Raw genomic sequence first — 16,815 nt, forward strand, 5'->3', positions numbered from 1 at the left:
GTTGCCGCCCGCGCCCAGGGGGCCCACGCTGCGGTGCACCCCCCGCCACCGTTGCAGCCGCCCGTACGGGAGCCGTGCCCGATGACCGAGACCGAGCGTGCCGTGGACGACGCCGAGCGCGCCCGCGAACAGGACGGCGGGCGGCGGCGGTTCAGGGTGCCGCCGCGGCTCGCCGGGCTGCTGCCGCGCCGGGTCGTACGGGACGAACTGGGCGTCCTGCTCGTCCTGGGGCTGCTGATCGCGGGCATCGGCATTCCGTATCCCGACTTCCTGGCGAGCGACAACCTGCTGTCCACCGCGCACAACTCCGTGTACATCTCGCTGATGGCGTGCGGGATGGTGTTCGCGCTCGCCATGCGCGAGGTCGATCTGTCGGTGGGCGGCACTTACGCGATGTGCCTGGTGGTGGGGGCGCTGCTGGTGCGGGAGGGCACTCCGCCGTGGCTCTCGGTGCCGGTGATGCTGGCCACCGGGATCCTGCTCGGGGTGTTCAACGCGCTGGTCACGACACTGCTCGCGCTGCCGTCGTTCATTGTCACGCTGGGTACGCTGCTGCTGTTCCGGGGGGTCGGGCTGGCCCTCGCGGACGGCAAGCAGATCACCGATCTGCCGTTGGACGACTCGTTCTTCACCCTCGCGGGCGGCGACGCGGGCGGAGTCCCGTTCGCGCTCTGGGTGCTGCTCGCGGTGGTCGTCGTCCTCTCGGTGGTGCTCGCCCGCACCCGCTTCGGAGCCCGGGTGCGGGCGATCGGCTCCAACCCCGACGCCGCCGCGTTCAGCGGAATCCCCGTCGTCCGCACCCGAGTTCAGGCCCTGGCTCTGTCCGGCCTCACCACCGCTTGCGCCGCCGCCCTCGCCCTCGCCTTCTACGGCGCAGGCGACCCGACGCTCGGCCAGGGCTACGAGTTGCAGGCCATCGCCGCGTGCATCATCGGCGGCACCCCGCTGGCCGGCGGACGTGGTTCGGTGATCGGTGCGGTGGCCGGGGCGATGATCCTGTCGGTCGTGGCCGCCGGGCTCGTGTTCTTCGAAGTCCCCATCAACTGGACGTCGTTCGCGACCGGCGGGGTCATCCTCGTCGCGGTCGCGGCCGACAGCGCGCTGCGCCGGACCGGACGTCGACGCAAGTAACTCCCTCCACCTCACCGCCAACTCCCCACACCGAAACGCCAAGTGCCCCTGTGAGCCGCTCCCTTGGAGGCCCCGATGCACCGCCGACTCCGTACGCTGTCCGCCGCCCTCGGCGCACTGGTACTGATGGCCGCCGCCGGATGCGGCGACTCCGACAGCGGTTCCGCCGGTTCGGGCGGGAAGCTCAAGATGGGCATAGCGGTCGCCAACATCTCTCTCAACTTCGCGCACGAGATGGTCCTCGGCGCGGAGAGCGCCGCCGACCACGCGGGGAACATCGACTTCAAGGCGGTCGGTCCGCCCAACACCGACGGGCCCGCCGAGGTGCAGCTCTTCCAGAACCTGACCGCCCGCGCCAAGGACGGCATCGTCCTGGAGAACCTGGACCCGCCGATCTTCACCCGCCCGGCCGCCCGCGCCGTCGACCAGGGCATCCCGATCGTCGCCCTGGACACCTCCCCCACCGACGGCAGCAAGGTCACCTTCTATGTGGGCAACGACAACTACGCGCTGGGCGAGTTGATGGCGACGGAGGCCCTGAAGCGGCTCGGCGACGACCCGAAGGGCGAGATCGTCATCGGCGTGCCCAACCCCGGGACGCCGGTGCTCGACAACCGGGCCGAGGGGATCGCCGACACGTTCGCGCAGAAGGCGCCGAACGTCAAAGTCCTCGGCCCCTTCCAGACGTACAGCGATCCCGGGCAGAACTACAGCTCCTGGTCGGCGCAGGTCAACGCGCACCCGGACGCGCTCGCCTTCCTCGGGGTCGGGGACGCCGACAGCTACAACCTCGCCAAGATCAAGAAGTCGGAGGGCGGGAAGTGGCTGACAGCGGGCTTCGACGTCGACCCGAAGACGCTCGACGCGGTCAAGGACGGCTCGAACTTCGTCACCATCGACCCGCAGCACTTCCTCAAGGGCTATCTGTCGACGGCGATGCTGATCGAGGCGGTCCGGGAGAACGACGGGAAGCTGCTCGACGGCTGGTTCCTGTCGCCGGGCGGGGTGGTGGACTCCTCCAACATCGACGAGATCATCACCCGCCAGAAGTCCGCGGAGGCGGCGTACGACTGGTACAAGCCGACGATCGACAAGCTGCTCGGCGACCAGCAGGCCAACATCAAGCCGCTGAAGGACGCGCGCTGAGATGACGTACGGCGATGTCCTGGTGGCGGAAGGACTGGTCAAGTCCTACGGCGGGGTACGGGCGTTGGACGGCGCCGGGATCAGGCTGCGGGGCGGCGAGGTGCATGCGCTGGTCGGTGAGAACGGGGCCGGCAAGTCGACGCTGGTACGCATCCTTTCGGGGACGCTGGCAGCGGACGAAGGGGCGGTACGACTGACCGACGACACCCAAATCGCTGTCGTCTCGCAGGAGTTGAGCCTCTTCCCCGACCTCACCGTGCGGGAGAACCTCTTCCCGCACCGTCCGCCGCGCCGCTTCGGCCTGCTCGACCACGGCGCCATGGACCGGGCGGCCCGGCCGGTCCTCGCCGACCTGGGCCTCGATGTCGAGCCGGGCACCCTGCTCGGCGAACTCCCGTTGGCGGACCAGCAGTTGACGGAGATCGCCCGCGCCCTCCTGCGCCGCCCCGGACTCCTGGTCCTCGACGAACCGACGTCGGCGCTCCCGGCCGCCGCCGTGGACCGCCTCGAACGCGTCCTGCGCACCCTCACCGGGCGGGGCATCGCGGTCCTGTACGTCACCCACTTCCTGGAGGAGGTGATGCGCTTCGCGCAGCGCGTGACGGTCCTGCGGGACGGCCGGGTCGCGCTGGCCGGGGTGCCACGGGCCGAACTCGACGTACCCGAGCTGGTGACGGCGATGCTCGGCGGCCGGCCCGAGCCACCGGCCCGCCGGACGCGCAAGGCGGTCGACACCTCACCGCCGCCGGTGGTGCTGTCCGGGGTGAGTGTGCCCGGACGGCTCAGGGATGTGACGTTCACCGTGCGGGCGGGCGAGGTCGTCGGGGTCGCGGGGCTCCAAGGGGCGGGCCATCTGGGCGCGTTGGAGGTGGTGTGCGGCCGTACGGCGGTCTCCGCGGGGCGGGTCGACATAGGAGGCCGGGGGCAGCCGCGTTCGCTGCGGGCGGCCGTACGGGCCGGGGTCGCGTTCGTACCGAGCGACCGGAAGCGGTACGGGCTGATGACCGGGCGGACGGTGTGGGAGAACGCGACGGCGGTGAGCTGGCTGGCGCTGGGCAGGGGCGGTGTCATGCCGTCGAGAGCCCAACTGGTGCGTGGGACGACTGATCTGACGGAGCGTCTGCGGCTGCGCGGCGGCCCGCACGACATCGTGGGCCGACTCTCCGGCGGCAACCAGCAGAAGGTCGTCTTCGCGAAGTGGCTCGCGACCGACCCGGCGATCGTGGTCCTGGACGATCCGACGCGGGGCGTCGACGTCGGCGTACGGGCCGAAATGCACCGTATCGTCGGCGAGTTGGCGGCGGGCGGCGCGGCCGTCCTGGTCGCGTCGACGGACCTCGCCGAACTGACGGAGGTGTGCGACCGGGTGCTGGTGTTCGTGCGGGGGCGGATCACGGTGGAGGTGCACGGGGAGCGGCTGACGGAGCACGAGTTGGCGGTGGCGATGCAGCGGGGGGTGCCGAGGGCGGGGTGAGGGGTGTGATGGGCGAGGGATGACGGGTGAGGGGTGACGGGGACGGGTGACAGGGTGATGGGAAAGGGGCGTGTGGTTCAGGCCGAGAGTCGCCTGGTCAGTGCCCTGGCCGCCGCACACACATGGGCGCCGACCCGGTCCACGTCGAGGCGGCGGGTGCCGCCGGTCACCGAAATGGCGGCGACGGGGCGGGAGTCGCGGCCGTAGACCGGGGCAGCGACCGCCGAGATACCTACCTCGGCCTCCTCCAGGTTGACGCCGTAGCCACGGGCCCGGGTCAGGGCCAGGTCGCGGGCGAGTTGGCCGGGCAGGGTGAGGGTGCGGGGCGTGAGGCGGGGCAGGGAGGCCCGGGGCAGCCGGGGGTCATGGGCGAGGAAGATCTTGCCGGTGGCCGTGCAGTGCGCGGGCAGCCGCCCACCCGTGCGGGAGACGATCGGCGTGGCTCGGCGGCCGGTGATCTTCTCCAGGAACAGGGTGTCGGTGCCGTCCGGCACGGCCAGGTGCACGTTCTCCTTCGTCGCGTCGTGCAGATCGCCGAGGAACGGCAGTGCCGTGTCCCGCAGTTCACGGACGGACGGCGCCGACTGGCCGAGGACGAAGAGGGCGAGCCCGATGCGGTACGAGCCCTCGGGGGTACGTTCGACGAGCCCCAGCCGGACCAGTTCGCCGATCAGCCGGTGCGCGGTCGGCTTGGGCAGCCCGGTGCGCAGGGCGAGTTCGGCGAGGCTCAGCGCGGTGTCGGAGTCACCGCAGACCCGCAGCAGCGTCACGCCCCGCGCGAGCACCGACTTCGGAACCGGTCCGTCCGTCATGGGGAGATGGTCGGGCCATGGGGGCCGGGTGACAAGACGCGCGTGACTATGAGTCCGGAACGTCGCCCTACTGCTGCCGCAGCGGTACGTCGAGCAGCAGCGGCCTCGTCAGCTCGCCCGCCCCGGCGACGATCTCCCGTACGTGCTCGGCGCCGGTCGCCCGTACCGCGTCGACGCCGAAGAAACGGGCCGCCTGGGTGAAGTCGAGCGGCCCCAACTCCGTGCCGGGGCAGACCCCTTGGCCGCCCATCGCCGCGTAGGTGTCCTGGAGGGTCCGGTACACACCGTTGTTCATGACGACGAAGAGCACAGGGGCCTGCGTGCGGGCCGCGCTCCACAACCCCTGGAGCCCGAACAGAGCGCATCCGTCCCCCAGTACGGCGACGACCGGCCGCCCGGGCTCGGCGAGCGAGCGTCCGACGGCGGCACCGATGCCCCAGCCCAGCCCGCCGCCGACGGTGTGCGTATAGCTTCCGGGCCGGTCGAGCCGTACGAGCCGACGCAGCAACAGCCCTACTGTGATGGCCTCTTCGACCACCACGGCGTCCGGCGGCAGCCCCCGCGCCACGGCGTGCGCGGCGGCCCAGGGCGCGAGCGGTGCCGGGGAGTACGCGGCCAGGGCGGCGGCCTCCGCCCGCTCCCGCTCGGCGCTGTGCCGCTCACCGGCGCGCAGGATCCGGGCCTTCGCGGTGTGCGCGGGCACCTGGCTGCGCAGCAGCTCGGCCAGCTTGTCGAGAGAGGGCGCGAGCGCGCCCACCAGCCCGGCGTCGACGGGGAAGTTACGGCCGATCTCGTCCGGGTCGGAGTCCAGCTGTACGACGGTGACGCCGGGCGGGAGCGCGGGCCCGGGCGTGTAGTGGTGAGGCGTGAAGGCGTGGGCGCCCACGATCAGGACGGTGTCGTACGGGGAGAGCGCGGCGCGGATCGCGTCGTGGCGGGGCGGGAGCATGCCCGCGTGGAGGGGGTGGGTCGTCGGGAAGTCGAGCCAGTCGGCCATGGGCTGGTGGTGGACGGTGGCACCGCAGGCCTCGGCGGTCCGGACCAGGGCGTTCACCGCGTCCTCGCGGCCGACTCCGTCACCGGCGACGATCACGGGGCGGGCGGCGGCGCCGAGGAGAACGGCGGCCCCGTCGAGCCCTGCGGCCGGCCCGGGCCGGGGCGGGACGCTGCGGGCAGGCACCTCGACCTCGGTGTCCTCAGCGAACAGGTCCATGGGGACGGAGAGGAAGACGGGCCCGGCCGGGGGCCTGACGGCCAGGGCGAAGGCGCGGCGCAGGGCGAGGGGCAGGTCGTGGGCGTGCTGGATGTCGAAGGTGGCCTTCACGGCGGGGGCGGCGAGGGAGACGAGGTCGCCGGAGAGCATCGGGTCCTGCTGGAGGTGGCGGCGGTCCTGCTGGCCTGCCATCACGACGAGGGGGGTGCGGGAGCGGCGGGCGTTGAGCAGCCCGATCAGTCCGTTGGCAAGCCCGGCGGCGATGTGGAGGCTGACGAAGGCGGGGCGGCCGGTGGCACGGGCGTATCCGTCGGCCATGGAGACCACGGCGCCTTCGTGGACGCCGAGGACGTATTCGGGGGTGTCTGCTTCGGTGCCCTCGGTGTGCGCGAGGGCGGCGAGGAAGGGGAGTTCGGTGGTGCCGGGGTTGCCGAAGACGCGGTCCACGCCTTCGCCGCGCAGGATTTCCAGCAGGGCGAGGGCGGGACGGGATCCCATGGGGGCTCCTCGGGGGCGGTGGGACGAGGACCGGTTTGGTTGCCAGTCAGCGTCCGATGCCGGTGCACGAGGGGACAAGGGGGGCGTGTCGCTGAGCGATACGGTTTCTCGCCCCCGCCGCCCTTACCCGTCCCATCCTTCTGGGGGCTGCGCCCCCAGACCCCCCTTTCGCGCCGAACGCGCTCGTCCTCAAACGCCGGACGGGCTGATGGTGCGGGCCGGTGCTGAAGTGCGGTGGGGGTGAGTGGGCGGGGGAAATGGTGGGCTGGGCGCGGTTGTCGTCGAACGCCGGCCGGGGTTGGTCTTTCAGCCCGTCCGGCGTTTGAGGACAAGGCCCGTTCAGGGCCGTAGGGGGGTCTGGGGGCGCAGCCCCCAGGGGATGGGAACGGGTAGGGGCGGCGGGGGCGAGAAAACTACCGGTCCCCGAACCCCTCCCCCTTCTCCGCCCTCTCCACCAGCAACCCCGGCGGAGCAAACCGCTCCCCATACCGCTCCGCCAACTCCCGCGCCCGCGCCACAAACCCCGGCAGGCCGCCCTCGTACCCGTTGATGTACTGGAGGACACCCCCGGTCCACCCCGGGAACCCGATCCCGAAGATCGAGCCGATGTTGGCGTCGGCGACCGACGTCAGCACGCCCTCCTCCAGCAGCCTCACCGTGTCCAGCGCCTCCGAGAACAGCATCCGTTCCTGCATGTCCACGAAGGGAATCTGCGTACCGTTCCCACCCTCCGCACCCTCACCACGCCCGAAGTACTCCCGCAGCCCCGGCCACAGCCCCGCCCGCCTGCCGTCCTCCCCGTACTCGTAGAACCCGCCGCCCCCACTCCGCCCCGTACGGCCGAACTCGTCCACCATCCGGTCGATCACCGCCTCCGCGGGATGCGTCGGCCACGTACCGCCCGCCTCCTCCACCGCCCGCTTGGACTCCGCCCGGATCTTGCGCGGCAGGGTCAGCGTCAGTTCGTCCATCAGGGAGAGGACCTTCGCCGGGTAGCCCGCCTGTGCCGCCGCCTGTTCGATCGACGCGGGCTCGATGCCCTCGCCGACCATCGCCACGCCCTCGTTGATGAAGTGCCCGATGACCCGTGAGGTGAAGAAGCCGCGTGAGTCGTTGACGACGATCGGGGTCTTCCTGATCTGGCGGACCAGGTCGAAGGCGCGCGCCAGCGCCGCCTCCCCCGTCCGCTCACCCTTGATGATCTCGACGAGCGGCATCTTGTCGACCGGCGAGAAGAAGTGCAGCCCGACGAAGTCGGCCTGGCGTTCGACGCCTTCGGCGAGGGCGCTGATCGGCAGCGTGGAGGTGTTGGAGCACAGCAGCGCGTCCGGGTCGACGAGGTGCTGGATCTCCTGGAACACCTTGTGCTTCAGCGCCGGGTCCTCGAAGACCGCCTCGATGACCGCGTCGCAGCCGGCCACGTCCTGCGGATCGGCCGTCGGCGTGATGCGGGCGAGCAGTTCGTCCGCCTTCTCCTGGGTCGTACGTCCCCGGGAGACGGCCTTCGCGCACAGCTTCTCGGAGTAGCCCTTGCCCCGCGCCGCCGCTTCCGCCGAGACGTCCTTGAGGACGACCTCGATGCCCGCGCGGGCGCACGAGTACGCGATTCCCGCGCCCATCATCCCGGCGCCGAGCACCGCCACCCTGCGCACCGGGCGCGGCTCGAAGCCCCTGGGCCGGTTGGCGCCCGAGTTGACGGCCTGGAGGTCGAAGAAGAACGCCTGGATCATGTTCTTCGAGGTCTGTCCGGCGGCCAGTTCCACGAAGTAGCGGGCCTCGATGACCTGCGCGGTCTCGAAGTCGACCTGGGCGCCCTCGACGGCCGCCGCGAGGATGGCGCGCGGGGCCGGGTAGGGCGCGCCGTTCGTCTGCTTGCGCAGGTTGGCGGGGAAGGCGGGCAGGTTCGCCGCGAACTTGGGGTTGGCGGGGGTACCGCCCGGGATGCGGTAGCCGGGCTTGTCCCAGGGCTGGTGCGACTCGGGGTTGGCGTCGATGAAGGCGCGGGCCTTGGCCAGCAACTCGTCCTGCGTGGCGGCCACTTCGTCGATCAGGCCGTTCTTCAGGGCTCGCGGGGCGCTGTACTGGGTGCCCTGGAGCAGCACCTTCAGCAGCGCGTCGGCGATGCCGAGCATGCGTACCGTACGGACGACTCCGCCGCCTCCGGGGAGGAGACCGAGGGTGACCTCCGGGCAGCCGATCTTCGTGCCCGGCGTATCGAGCGCGATCCGGTGGTGGCAGGCCAGCGCGAGTTCGTAACCGCCGCCCAGGGCCGCGCCGTTCATCGCCGCGACCACCGGCTTGCCGAGGGTCTCGATGCGGCGCAGGTTCCGCTTGATGGCGAGGCCGCCCTCGAAGAGTTCCTGGGCCGTCTCGGGGGTGACCTTGATGAGGTCGCGCAGGTCGCCGCCCGCGAAGAACGTCTTCTTGGCGGAGGTGAGGATGATGCCGCGGATCGTGTCCTTCTCGGCCTCCAGCCGGTCGGTGACCACCGCGAGGGAGTCACGGAACGCCTGGTTCATGGTGTTCGCGGACTGGTCGGGGTCGTCGAGGACGAGGGTGACGAGACCGGTGCGGTCCTGTTCCCAGCGGATGGTGGTGCTCTGTGTCATGACGGGGATCTCCGTGGAAGCTCAGAGGTCTTCAGAAGTCTTTGGTGGTGCCGAATCGGCCGAATCGGCTGAATCCGCCGGGAGTTCAGATCCGCTCGACGATCGTCGCGATGCCCATCCCGCCGCCCACGCACAGCGTGGCCAGGCCGTACCGCTTGTCCTGGCGCTCCAGTTCGTCGACGAGCGTGCCGAGGATCATCGCGCCGGTGGCGCCCAGCGGGTGGCCGAGCGCGATGGCACCGCCGTTGACGTTGATCTTGTCGAGGGAGAGGCCCATGTCGCGGGCGAAGCGGAGGACGACGGCCGCGAACGCCTCGTTGATCTCGACGAGGTCGATGTCGTCGATGGTCAGCCCGGCCTTGGCGAGCGCCTTGCGGGTGGCGGGCGCCGGGCCGGTGAGCATGATGGTGGGCTCGGAGCCGGACACGGCGGCGGAGACGATCCGCGCGCGCGGACGCAGCCCGTAGCGCTCGCCGACCTCCTGGGAGCCGATGGCGACCAGCGAGGCGCCGTCCACGATGCCGGAGGAGTTGCCCGCGTGGTGGACGTGGTCGATCTTCTCGACCCAGTGGTACGTCTGGAGGGCCACCGCGTCGAAGCCGCCCAGGTCGCCGATGTCCGCGAACGAGGGCTTCAGCCGGGCCAGGGAGTCGGCGGTGGTGCCGGGACGCAGGTGTTCGTCGTGGTCGAGGACGACCAGGCCGTTGCGGTCCTTCACCGGGACGAGGGACCGCTCGAAGCGGCCGTCCTTCACCGCGGTCGCCGCCCGCTCCTGGGACAGCGCCGCGTACTCGTCGACATCGCGCCGCGAGAAGCCCTCAATGGTGGCGATGAGGTCGGCGCCGATGCCCTGCGGCACGAAGTTGACGGCGAGGTTCGTCATCGGGTCGTTGAACCAGGCGCCGCCGTCCGAGGCCATCGGCACCCGGGACATCGACTCGACGCCGCCCGCGAGGACGAGGTCCTCCCAGCCGGAACGCACCTTCGCGGCGGCCATGTTGACGGCTTCCAGACCCGACGCACAGAAGCGGTTCTCCTGGACGCCGGCCACCGTGTCCGGCAGTCCCGCGACGACTGCGGCGACCCGCGCGATGTCGGAGCCCTGGTCGCCGACCGGCCCGACCACGCCCAGCACGACGTCGTCGATCGCGGCCGGGTCGAGGTCCGGGAAGCGGTTCCGGATCTCGTGGATGAGGCCTACGACGAGGTCGACGGGCTTGGTGCCGTGCAGGGCTCCGTTCGCCTTGCCGCGCCCGCGCGGGGTGCGGATCGCGTCGTACACGTACGCTTCGGTACTCACTGGAAGGCCTTTCGGGGAGGGTTGGGCGAGCGGGCGTCGGCCGGGGTCAGCCGCCATCCTTCAGGAGTCGGGGCACGTCCCAGTCGCGCGCCACGTCCGCCGTGTCGGCGCCGGGCTGGGCGGGGCCGCTGTGGATCGACGTGTGGGTGACGGAGAAGCGGGGTGCGGGGGCGGGCTGGGTGATGCCGCCGTGGTCGGTGAAGGTGCCGCGGGCGGCGAGGTGCGGGTGGTGCGGGGCCTCGCGCAGCGAGAGAACGGGCGCCACACAGGCGTCGGAGCCCTCGAAGACCGCCGTCCACTCGTCCCTCGTACGGGATTTGAAGCGCGCGGTGACGGCCTCGCGCAGGTCGTTCCAGCGGGTGATGTCCTTGCGGGCGGCGGAGTGGTCCGGGAGGCCGAGCAGGTCGAGGAACTCCGCGTAGAACTGCGGTTCCAGCGCGCCGACCGCCATGTACCGGCCGTCGGCGGTCTCGTAGGTCCCGTAGTACGGGCAGCCGCCGTCGAGGAGGTTGGCGCCGCGTCGGTCCTGCCAGCCGCCCGCCGCGAGCATGCCGTGGATCATCGTGGCGAGATGGGCGGCGCCGTCGACGATCGCGGCGTCCACGACCTGGCCGGTGCCCGTCGCGCGCGCGTGGTGGAGGGCGGCGAGGACGCCGACGACGAGGTAGAGGGAGCCGCTCGCGTAGTCGCCGAGGAGGTTGGCCGGGGCGGGCGGCGGTGCGTCCGGGCTGCCGATCAGGCCGAGGGTGCCGGTAGGGGCGAGGTAGGCGATGTCATGCCCGGCGCGGCGGGCGAGCGGGCCCTCCTGGCCCCAGCCCGTCATCCGGCCGTAGACGAGCCTCGGGTTGCGGGCGTGGCAGCTCTCGGGGCCGATGCCGAGCCGCTCGGCGACACCGGGGCGGTAGCCCTCGACGAGGATGTCGGCGCGGGCGGCGAGGTCGAGGACGCGGGAGGGGCCGTCGGGCGCCTTCAGGTCGACGATCACCGACCGCTTGTTGCGGTTCGTCACGTCGTACTCGGGGTCGATGGCGAGTCCGGTGCCCCCGGGCCGGTCCACGCGGACCACGTCGGCGCCCAGGTCGGCGAGGAGCATCGCGGCGAACGGGCCGGGCCCGATGCCCGCCAGCTCGACCACCCGCACCCCCGTGAGCGGGCCGCCTCCCGCCGCCTCCGCCACTGACATCGAGCCCTCATCTCCCGTGACACCACCGACAACCGATGCGACACCAGCGATGCTAGGAACGCGTTCCACTCCGCACAAGACTTCGCCGGGCACATATTAAGCAAGCGCTTGGCCAAGCCCTTCCCGCCACTGGCAGTCACGGACCGGCCGCACGCCTCCACTCCCCCTCACGCTAGCCTCGACCACCGACAACGGCGTGGGACGCACAACGAGAGGTGTCATGAGCAGGCCGAGCAGGATGGAACGCCCGTACGACATCGTGCTGTTCGGAGCCACCGGCTTCGTCGGCACACTCACCGCCGAGTACCTCGCCGCGCACGCGCCCGAAGGTCTGCGCTGGGCGGTCGCCGGCCGCAGCCGGGACCGGCTGGAGTCGCTGCGCGAGCGCCTCGTGGGCCTCGGCAAGGCCGCCGAGGTCGGGGTGCTGGAGGCGGACGTGTCCGATCCGGCCTCGGTCCGCGCGCTCGCCGGGCACGCGCGCGTGCTGGCCACGACGGTGGGCCCCTATCTGACGTACGGCGAGGAACTGGTCGCCGCCTGTGCGGACGCCGGCACGGACTACCTGGACCTCAGCGGGGAAGCCGAGTTCGTCGACCTGGTGTACGTCCGGCACGACGCACGCGCGCGGGAGACCGGCGCCCGGCTGGTGCACGCCTGCGGTTTCGACTCCGTCCCGCACGACCTGGGCGCGTACTTCACCGTCTCGCAGCTTCCAGAAGGGGTGCCGCTGACCGTGGACGGGTTCGTGCGCGCCGACGCGATGTTCTCGGGCGGCACGTTCGCCTCGGCGCTCAATCAGCTCTCCAGGGGGCCGCAGCTGCTGGCCGCCGCACGCGACCGCAGGCGGCACGAGCCACGGCTGCTGGGCCGCCGGGCGACCGCCCCCTCGGGCGTGCCCCGGTACGCCAAGGAGGTCGACGCCTGGGCGCTGCCGCTGCCCACCATCGACCCGCAGGTCGTGGTGCGTTCGGCCCGCGCGCTGGAACGGTACGGCCCCGATTTCCGTTACCGCCATTACGCGGCGGTACGACGGCTGCCCATCGCGGTGGGCGGGGTGGCCGGGGCCGGTGCGGTGTTCGTGGCGGCCCAAGTGCCGCCCGTGCGGCGCTGGTTGTCCGGGCGGCTGGAGCCCGGGGACGGGCCGAGCGCGGAGAAGCGGGCGAAGAGCTGGTTCACCGTGCGGTTCGTGGGCGAGGGCGGCGGTCGGCGGGTGTTCACGGAGGTCGCGGGCGGCGACCCCGGCTACGACGAGACGGCGAAGATGTTCGCCGAGTCGGCGCTCTCCCTGGCCTTCGACGACCTCCCGGCGACGTCCGGGCAGGTCACCACCGCCGTGGCGATGGGCGACGCGCTGATCGACCGCCTGCGCAAGGCGGGGATCACGTTCCGGGTGGCGGCGAGCCTCTGACGGACAGGCCCGTCAGAGGTTCACTGGGCCCAGCCGGTGACCGTGTAGATCATCCCGACGATCCAGGCGAGTCCCGCCAGTACGGCGACGATCAGCGCGGCCGTGACGGCGCGCTCGACGGGCTGGGCGGGGCTGGCGGCGGGCTTCGGGGCGCGGTGCGTGGTCATGGACACAGCCTGCCGACAGCTCCGGCCCGCCGACATCCGTACAGGTACTCAGAACACATACTCAGATGATCACTTGAGTCCCTCGGGAGCTCCCCGGCTCCCCTGCTCCTTCAGGCGGTCACTTCCTTCAGGGCCTGCCGGCACAGGGCGTCCGCCCGGCGTGTCGTCTCCGGGAGGCGGTAGTCCGGGGTGAGCGCCAGGACGTGGGCGCAGGCCGTGTCGAGGGTCGTGCGGTGGCCGACCGAGACGAACACCGGCTTGACCGCGTCCCGGGTGCGCAGGGCACGGCCGACCTCCTCCGGGCCCGCCAGGAGTGGGGCCGCCGATCCACACCGGGCGCCCGGCTCCTCGTACGTGAAGGTGAACGGGTTCTTCGCGACGCCGATCGTGGGGAGCCCGGTGAGGACGCCGAGGTGGCTGGCGAGGCCGAAGCGGCGCGGGTGGGCCAGGCCGTAGCCGTCGCAGACGACGAGGCCGGGCGGTACGGGCAGCGTGTCGAGGGCGGCCAGGACGGCCGGGATCTCACGGAACGCGAGCAGGCCGGGCACGTACGGGAAGGGGACCCGTCCGACGGCCGTGGCCTCGGCGACGACGTCGAGGCTCGCCGCGTCCAGGACGACCGCGGCGGCCACGACGAGGTCCCGTTCGTCGTCATAGGCGACGTCGACGCCCGTGACGTGCCCCGTCCCGGCCGGCGGTCCCGGCTCGTCGAGCACCACCCGCGACCGCAGCTCGTCCTGGACCGCGCGGGCGTCGTCCTCGGTCGTGGGCCAGTCCGCCGGAACGGGCACGCTCGTCGTCATCTCCATGGTGCCGACGAGCGTACGGCCCCCGCGCCACAGGTCACTTGCCGCCCAGGGCCCGCTTCAGCTGCTCCTTGTTCATGTCCGAGCGGCCGTGCACGTTCCGCCGCCTGGCCTCCTCGTAGAGCTGGTCGTACGTCGGCCCCTGGGCGCCCTTGTGCGAACGCAGACCGCCGCGCCTGCCGGACGACATGTCCTCGGTGGACGTACGGCTGGCGGTCTTGGACTCGCCGGCGCGGGCGCGTTCCTTGTTGACGGTCCGCGCGGCGATCTCCTCGGCGCGCTTCTCGCTCTCGCCCCGGTCGAGAGCGCTCTCCTTGATGTGTTCGTACTGGCGTTCCCGCTTCGGGCTGGCACCGCGTGGCATGGCCGTTCACTTCCTTCGCTCGCGCTGTCCTCTCGGGCTGGTGTCGGTGAACGGGTACCCAGGCCTCACGATTCGAGCCGTGCCACGCGCCCCTTCTCCCCGGCGGCCCAGCAGCCCAGGTCGGGGGTGCAGTCCACGGTGTCGTACGAGCCCGTGTCGACGGTCTTCCAGGTGCGCCCGGCGTCCGTGGTGAGGTCCGTGCCGGTCGGGCCGACCGCGAGCGCGGCCGTGCGGCTGTACGGGAGCCAGGCGACGCCGGAGCGGTAGGCGGGCGGGGATGTCGCCGAGGTGGTCCAGGTACGGCCGCCGTCCGCGGTGACCGCTCCCGCGCGCGGGGAGGCCTGGTCGGCTCGGTAGTCGCCGCCGACCGCGAGTCCGTGCGTGCGGTCGCGGAAGGCGAGCGCGAAGACACCGCGCGCGCCGTCGCCCGCCGGGATCGGTGTGTCGGAGGCCGTCCAGGTGAGCCCGCGGTCGGCGGAGTGCAGCACACGCGCGCGTGCACCCCCGCCCGTGGCCAGCCAGACGTCACGCGGCCCGGAGCTGACCAGGCACTGCCCGCTCGCCGCGAAGCCCGCCTCGCCGTCCAGCGCGGCCGGCATGCCGTCATTGGGGAGCACCTTCCAGGAGCGTCCGCCGTCGCTGGTGGAGAGGATGCGGAACTTGCCGTCCACGGGGTCGCTCATCGCGAGGCCGTGGCTGCGGTCGAAGAAGGTGAGGCAGTCGTAGAAGGCCCTGGCGTCGGTGTTGCGGAAGGACTCGGTCCAGGTCGTGCCGCCGTCGTCGGTCCGGTAGACCCGGGAGGCCTCGCCCTCACCGATGGCCAGGACCACGGCGCGCCGCGCGTCGAACGCCTCGATGTCCCGGAACTGGAGTTCGGCCGCGCCCGGCGGAGAGACGTTCCGCCAGCTCGCCCCGCCGTCGGTGGTGCGCAGTACGGTGCCCGCGGTACCGGCGACCCAGGCGGTGTTCCGGCTGACGGCGGACAGTCCACGGAACCGGACGTCGGCGGCGCCGCTGTCCTTCGGCGCCCAGTGCGGCGCCCGGTGCCCGGAGGCGGCGCCCGTCCCCTCGTACGCCTGCGCGGGGGCGGCCAGTCCGGCGGCCACGGCGGCGAGTGCCGCCGCGTACGCACCCGCCGCCACCATTCGCCCTGTCCGTCTCGTCCGGCTCGCCCGTATCGTCCGGCTCGCCTGTCGCTTCGTGCCCAAGATCCTCATGGCGGGCGAAGGTAGCATTGAATCCTCCCCTCCCTGGAAGGGAAGGGGATTCCTGGCTCAGGCCGCCTCCTGGAGCAGCGCTCCAGGAGGTCTTCTGCCATCGGCACCAGCCGGGTTGAGACCAGCCCGGACGAGCATGACGCGTGCGGAGTTCTTGTCCCGTGGGGACACGTTTGCGCACGCGGTGCAGGTGTAGGTGCGCTCACCCAGCGGCAGTGCGTGCTTGGCTCTCGCATCGCAGCGCGCGCAGTCCATCGTGGTGTACGCGGGGTGGACAAGGCGGATGTCCCGCCGGTGCTTGCGGCCCATCCCGATCAGAGCGGCCTTGGTGGCGCCGACAGCGGCGTCAGCGGCCTTACGGGCCATCGTGGTCTTGGCGAGGAACTTCGGGCGGAAGTCCTCGACAGCGATGGCATCGTGGTCACGGACAACCTTCTGGGCCCACTTGCGGCCGGTGTCCTCACGCTGCCGGGCTGCCTTCTTGTACGCCTTCGCCCGCAGTCTCTTCGCCTCGCGGTAGCCCTTCGATCCGGGCTGGCCCTTCTTCGGCTTGCGGCGGGCCATCATCCGGTCGTACCGGGCCACCTTCGCCCGCGCCTTCCCACCGTGCCCGGCGTGCGGCAGGTCGTGCGCGTCGGACGTGGTGGTCGCCGTCTCCTTCACACCCCAGTCGACGCCGAGGACGCGGCCGGTCCGAGGCAGCAGCTGGACCTGAGCGGGTTGAGGGTCGCCAGTGCCTCGTGCTTCTTCTTGTACGTGGGCATCCCGGCCCTGCGTGCCATGGGCAGGCGCTCGGTGATGTCCTTGTGCGCCTTGGCGCGGGAGCGGCCGAAGTCTCGGATGATCTGCTGCTGGACAACCGACGAGCCCTCACGCAGCCACGGCGTACGGGCGCGGGCCTCGGTCAGCATCCTGTCGAGCTGAGCCGGGCCGCACGTGGCCTTCTGGCCGGTGGCCTTGTTGCGCAGGTGCACGGCCCTGGACTTGGCGACGCACTCATTCCACACCCAACGGCATCGGTCCCACTCCGCCGCCAGGGCGGTGCAGGCCGTGGACGACACACGCAGCCGGAAGGTGTACCGGGTATGCCCGACCTCCGCAGCCGCCCCCACCTGCGCCATCTCGCCCCCTCACGGTCCCCGACCGGGACACCGTGCCGTCCCGAACCCTCCGAAGGACCATACGTACGACAACCGCACACACATCCCCCGATCCCACGTCCGCCACCCCAACCAGCGATCACAGGCACACGCGTTCGCTTCACCTCGGCGATGCCGACAGCGGTTGGACGCTCCACGCCCTGAACCGAACGCGGCGACGCCCCACGTCGCGACACCCGGATGCGATTCCTCCCCGCAAGAAACAGGTGAATGAACTCGGTGACAGAGGTCACTCGAAATTCAGGTGCACTGATTGGCTCATTCCGGCGTCTCCTTCAGTGTGCGGCCCGTTCCATCCAGGAGTCCGGCCAACCGTCACAAGGGAGC

At 71.8% G+C, this 16,815-nt stretch carries 13 protein-coding genes and 1 pseudogene; 4 read left to right on the top strand and 10 right to left on the bottom strand.

The features are described from left to right. Window positions 1-81: 81 nt before the first annotated feature. The 3 genes from ACWDR4_RS12485 to ACWDR4_RS12495 all read left to right on the top strand — a co-directional run bounded on the left by ACWDR4_RS12485 (window position 82) and on the right by ACWDR4_RS12495 (window position 3,751). Window positions 82-1,131, top strand: a complete 1,050-nt coding sequence (locus ACWDR4_RS12485) for an ABC transporter permease (protein WP_450407320.1) — start codon at window positions 82-84, stop codon at window positions 1,129-1,131. A 75-nt stretch (window positions 1,132-1,206) separates the two neighbouring features. Continuing rightward, window positions 1,207-2,277 carry a sugar ABC transporter substrate-binding protein gene (locus ACWDR4_RS12490; protein WP_450407322.1) on the top strand — a complete coding sequence of 357 codons (1,071 nt, stop codon included), beginning with the start codon at window positions 1,207-1,209 and terminating at the stop codon, window positions 2,275-2,277. Window position 2,278: 1 nt separating this feature from the next. Continuing rightward, window positions 2,279-3,751: a sugar ABC transporter ATP-binding protein gene (locus ACWDR4_RS12495; RefSeq protein ID WP_450407325.1), complete on the top strand. Its 1,473-nt coding sequence runs from the start codon at window positions 2,279-2,281 to the stop codon at window positions 3,749-3,751. A 77-nt stretch (window positions 3,752-3,828) separates the two neighbouring features. Here the strand turns inward: ACWDR4_RS12495 and ACWDR4_RS12500 are convergent, their stop codons facing one another. The 5 genes from ACWDR4_RS12500 to ACWDR4_RS12520 all read right to left on the bottom strand — a co-directional run bounded on the left by ACWDR4_RS12500 (window position 3,829) and on the right by ACWDR4_RS12520 (window position 11,366). Beyond that, window positions 3,829-4,563: an IclR family transcriptional regulator gene (locus ACWDR4_RS12500; protein WP_450407327.1), complete on the bottom strand. Its 735-nt coding sequence runs from the start codon at window positions 4,561-4,563 to the stop codon at window positions 3,829-3,831. A gap of 67 nt (window positions 4,564-4,630) precedes the next feature. Next, the gene (locus ACWDR4_RS12505; RefSeq protein ID WP_450407329.1) at window positions 4,631-6,274 is read right to left on the bottom strand and encodes a thiamine pyrophosphate-binding protein; all 1,644 of its coding nucleotides are present in this window, start codon (window positions 6,272-6,274) and stop codon (window positions 4,631-4,633) included. A gap of 413 nt (window positions 6,275-6,687) precedes the next feature. After that, entirely contained in the window at window positions 6,688-8,883 is a 2,196-nt protein-coding gene (locus tag ACWDR4_RS12510) for a 3-hydroxyacyl-CoA dehydrogenase NAD-binding domain-containing protein (protein WP_450407332.1), read from the bottom strand. 85 nt (window positions 8,884-8,968) lie between these two features. Further along, window positions 8,969-10,183, bottom strand: coding sequence for an acetyl-CoA C-acetyltransferase (locus tag ACWDR4_RS12515; RefSeq protein WP_450407334.1), 1,215 nt, complete (start codon window positions 10,181-10,183; stop codon window positions 8,969-8,971). Between the two features lie 46 nt (window positions 10,184-10,229). Then, window positions 10,230-11,366, bottom strand: a complete 1,137-nt coding sequence (locus tag ACWDR4_RS12520; RefSeq protein ID WP_450407337.1) for a CaiB/BaiF CoA transferase family protein — start codon at window positions 11,364-11,366, stop codon at window positions 10,230-10,232. Between the two features lie 220 nt (window positions 11,367-11,586). Between ACWDR4_RS12520 and ACWDR4_RS12525 the strand changes: the two genes are divergently transcribed. After that, window positions 11,587-12,774 carry a saccharopine dehydrogenase family protein gene (locus ACWDR4_RS12525; protein ID WP_450407340.1) on the top strand — a complete coding sequence of 396 codons (1,188 nt, stop codon included), beginning with the start codon at window positions 11,587-11,589 and terminating at the stop codon, window positions 12,772-12,774. 20 nt (window positions 12,775-12,794) lie between these two features. On the opposite strand, the gene mmpA is transcribed toward ACWDR4_RS12525, so the two are convergent. From mmpA to ACWDR4_RS12550, 5 genes and pseudogenes are all read right to left on the bottom strand, one after another. Then, window positions 12,795-12,941 carry a morphogenic membrane protein MmpA gene (mmpA, locus tag ACWDR4_RS12530; RefSeq protein ID WP_235473531.1) on the bottom strand — a complete coding sequence of 49 codons (147 nt, stop codon included), beginning with the start codon at window positions 12,939-12,941 and terminating at the stop codon, window positions 12,795-12,797. A gap of 110 nt (window positions 12,942-13,051) precedes the next feature. Then, a complete protein-coding gene (locus ACWDR4_RS12535) occupies window positions 13,052-13,750 on the bottom strand; it encodes an endonuclease V (protein ID WP_450407344.1) in 699 nt (232 codons plus the stop codon). Between the two features lie 34 nt (window positions 13,751-13,784). Next, complete coding sequence (locus tag ACWDR4_RS12540) at window positions 13,785-14,111, bottom strand: plasmid stabilization protein (protein WP_450407347.1); 327 nt, start codon at window positions 14,109-14,111, stop codon at window positions 13,785-13,787. A 65-nt stretch (window positions 14,112-14,176) separates the two neighbouring features. Continuing rightward, a complete protein-coding gene (locus tag ACWDR4_RS12545) occupies window positions 14,177-15,256 on the bottom strand; it encodes a WD40/YVTN/BNR-like repeat-containing protein (protein WP_450407350.1) in 1,080 nt (359 codons plus the stop codon). A 129-nt stretch (window positions 15,257-15,385) separates the two neighbouring features. Then, window positions 15,386-16,449 (bottom strand): annotated as a pseudogene (locus tag ACWDR4_RS12550) (RNA-guided endonuclease InsQ/TnpB family protein). Window positions 16,450-16,815 lie beyond the last annotated feature (366 nt).

It is taken from the genome of Streptomyces sp. NPDC000878 (assembly GCF_053599695.1).

What these genes read in the sequence shown, in the direction of transcription:
- ACWDR4_RS12500 (WP_450407327.1), bottom strand. Translation starts at nt 4,563, where the DNA reads ATGACGGACGGACCGGTTCCGAAGTCGGTGCTCGCGCGGGGCGTGACG.
- mmpA (WP_235473531.1), bottom strand. Translation starts at nt 12,941, where the DNA reads ATGACCACGCACCGCGCCCCGAAGCCCGCCGCCAGCCCCGCCCAGCCC.
- ACWDR4_RS12485 (WP_450407320.1), top strand. Translation starts at nt 82, where the DNA reads ATGACCGAGACCGAGCGTGCCGTGGACGACGCCGAGCGCGCCCGCGAA.
- ACWDR4_RS12525 (WP_450407340.1), top strand. Translation starts at nt 11,587, where the DNA reads ATGAGCAGGCCGAGCAGGATGGAACGCCCGTACGACATCGTGCTGTTC.
- ACWDR4_RS12540 (WP_450407347.1), bottom strand. Translation starts at nt 14,111, where the DNA reads ATGCCACGCGGTGCCAGCCCGAAGCGGGAACGCCAGTACGAACACATC.
- ACWDR4_RS12505 (WP_450407329.1), bottom strand. Translation starts at nt 6,274, where the DNA reads ATGGGATCCCGTCCCGCCCTCGCCCTGCTGGAAATCCTGCGCGGCGAA.
- ACWDR4_RS12490 (WP_450407322.1), top strand. Translation starts at nt 1,207, where the DNA reads ATGCACCGCCGACTCCGTACGCTGTCCGCCGCCCTCGGCGCACTGGTA.
- ACWDR4_RS12535 (WP_450407344.1), bottom strand. Translation starts at nt 13,750, where the DNA reads ATGGAGATGACGACGAGCGTGCCCGTTCCGGCGGACTGGCCCACGACC.
- ACWDR4_RS12545 (WP_450407350.1), bottom strand. Translation starts at nt 15,256, where the DNA reads ATGGTGGCGGCGGGTGCGTACGCGGCGGCACTCGCCGCCGTGGCCGCC.
- ACWDR4_RS12520 (WP_450407337.1), bottom strand. Translation starts at nt 11,366, where the DNA reads ATGTCAGTGGCGGAGGCGGCGGGAGGCGGCCCGCTCACGGGGGTGCGG.
- ACWDR4_RS12510 (WP_450407332.1), bottom strand. Translation starts at nt 8,883, where the DNA reads ATGACACAGAGCACCACCATCCGCTGGGAACAGGACCGCACCGGTCTC.
- ACWDR4_RS12495 (WP_450407325.1), top strand. Translation starts at nt 2,279, where the DNA reads ATGACGTACGGCGATGTCCTGGTGGCGGAAGGACTGGTCAAGTCCTAC.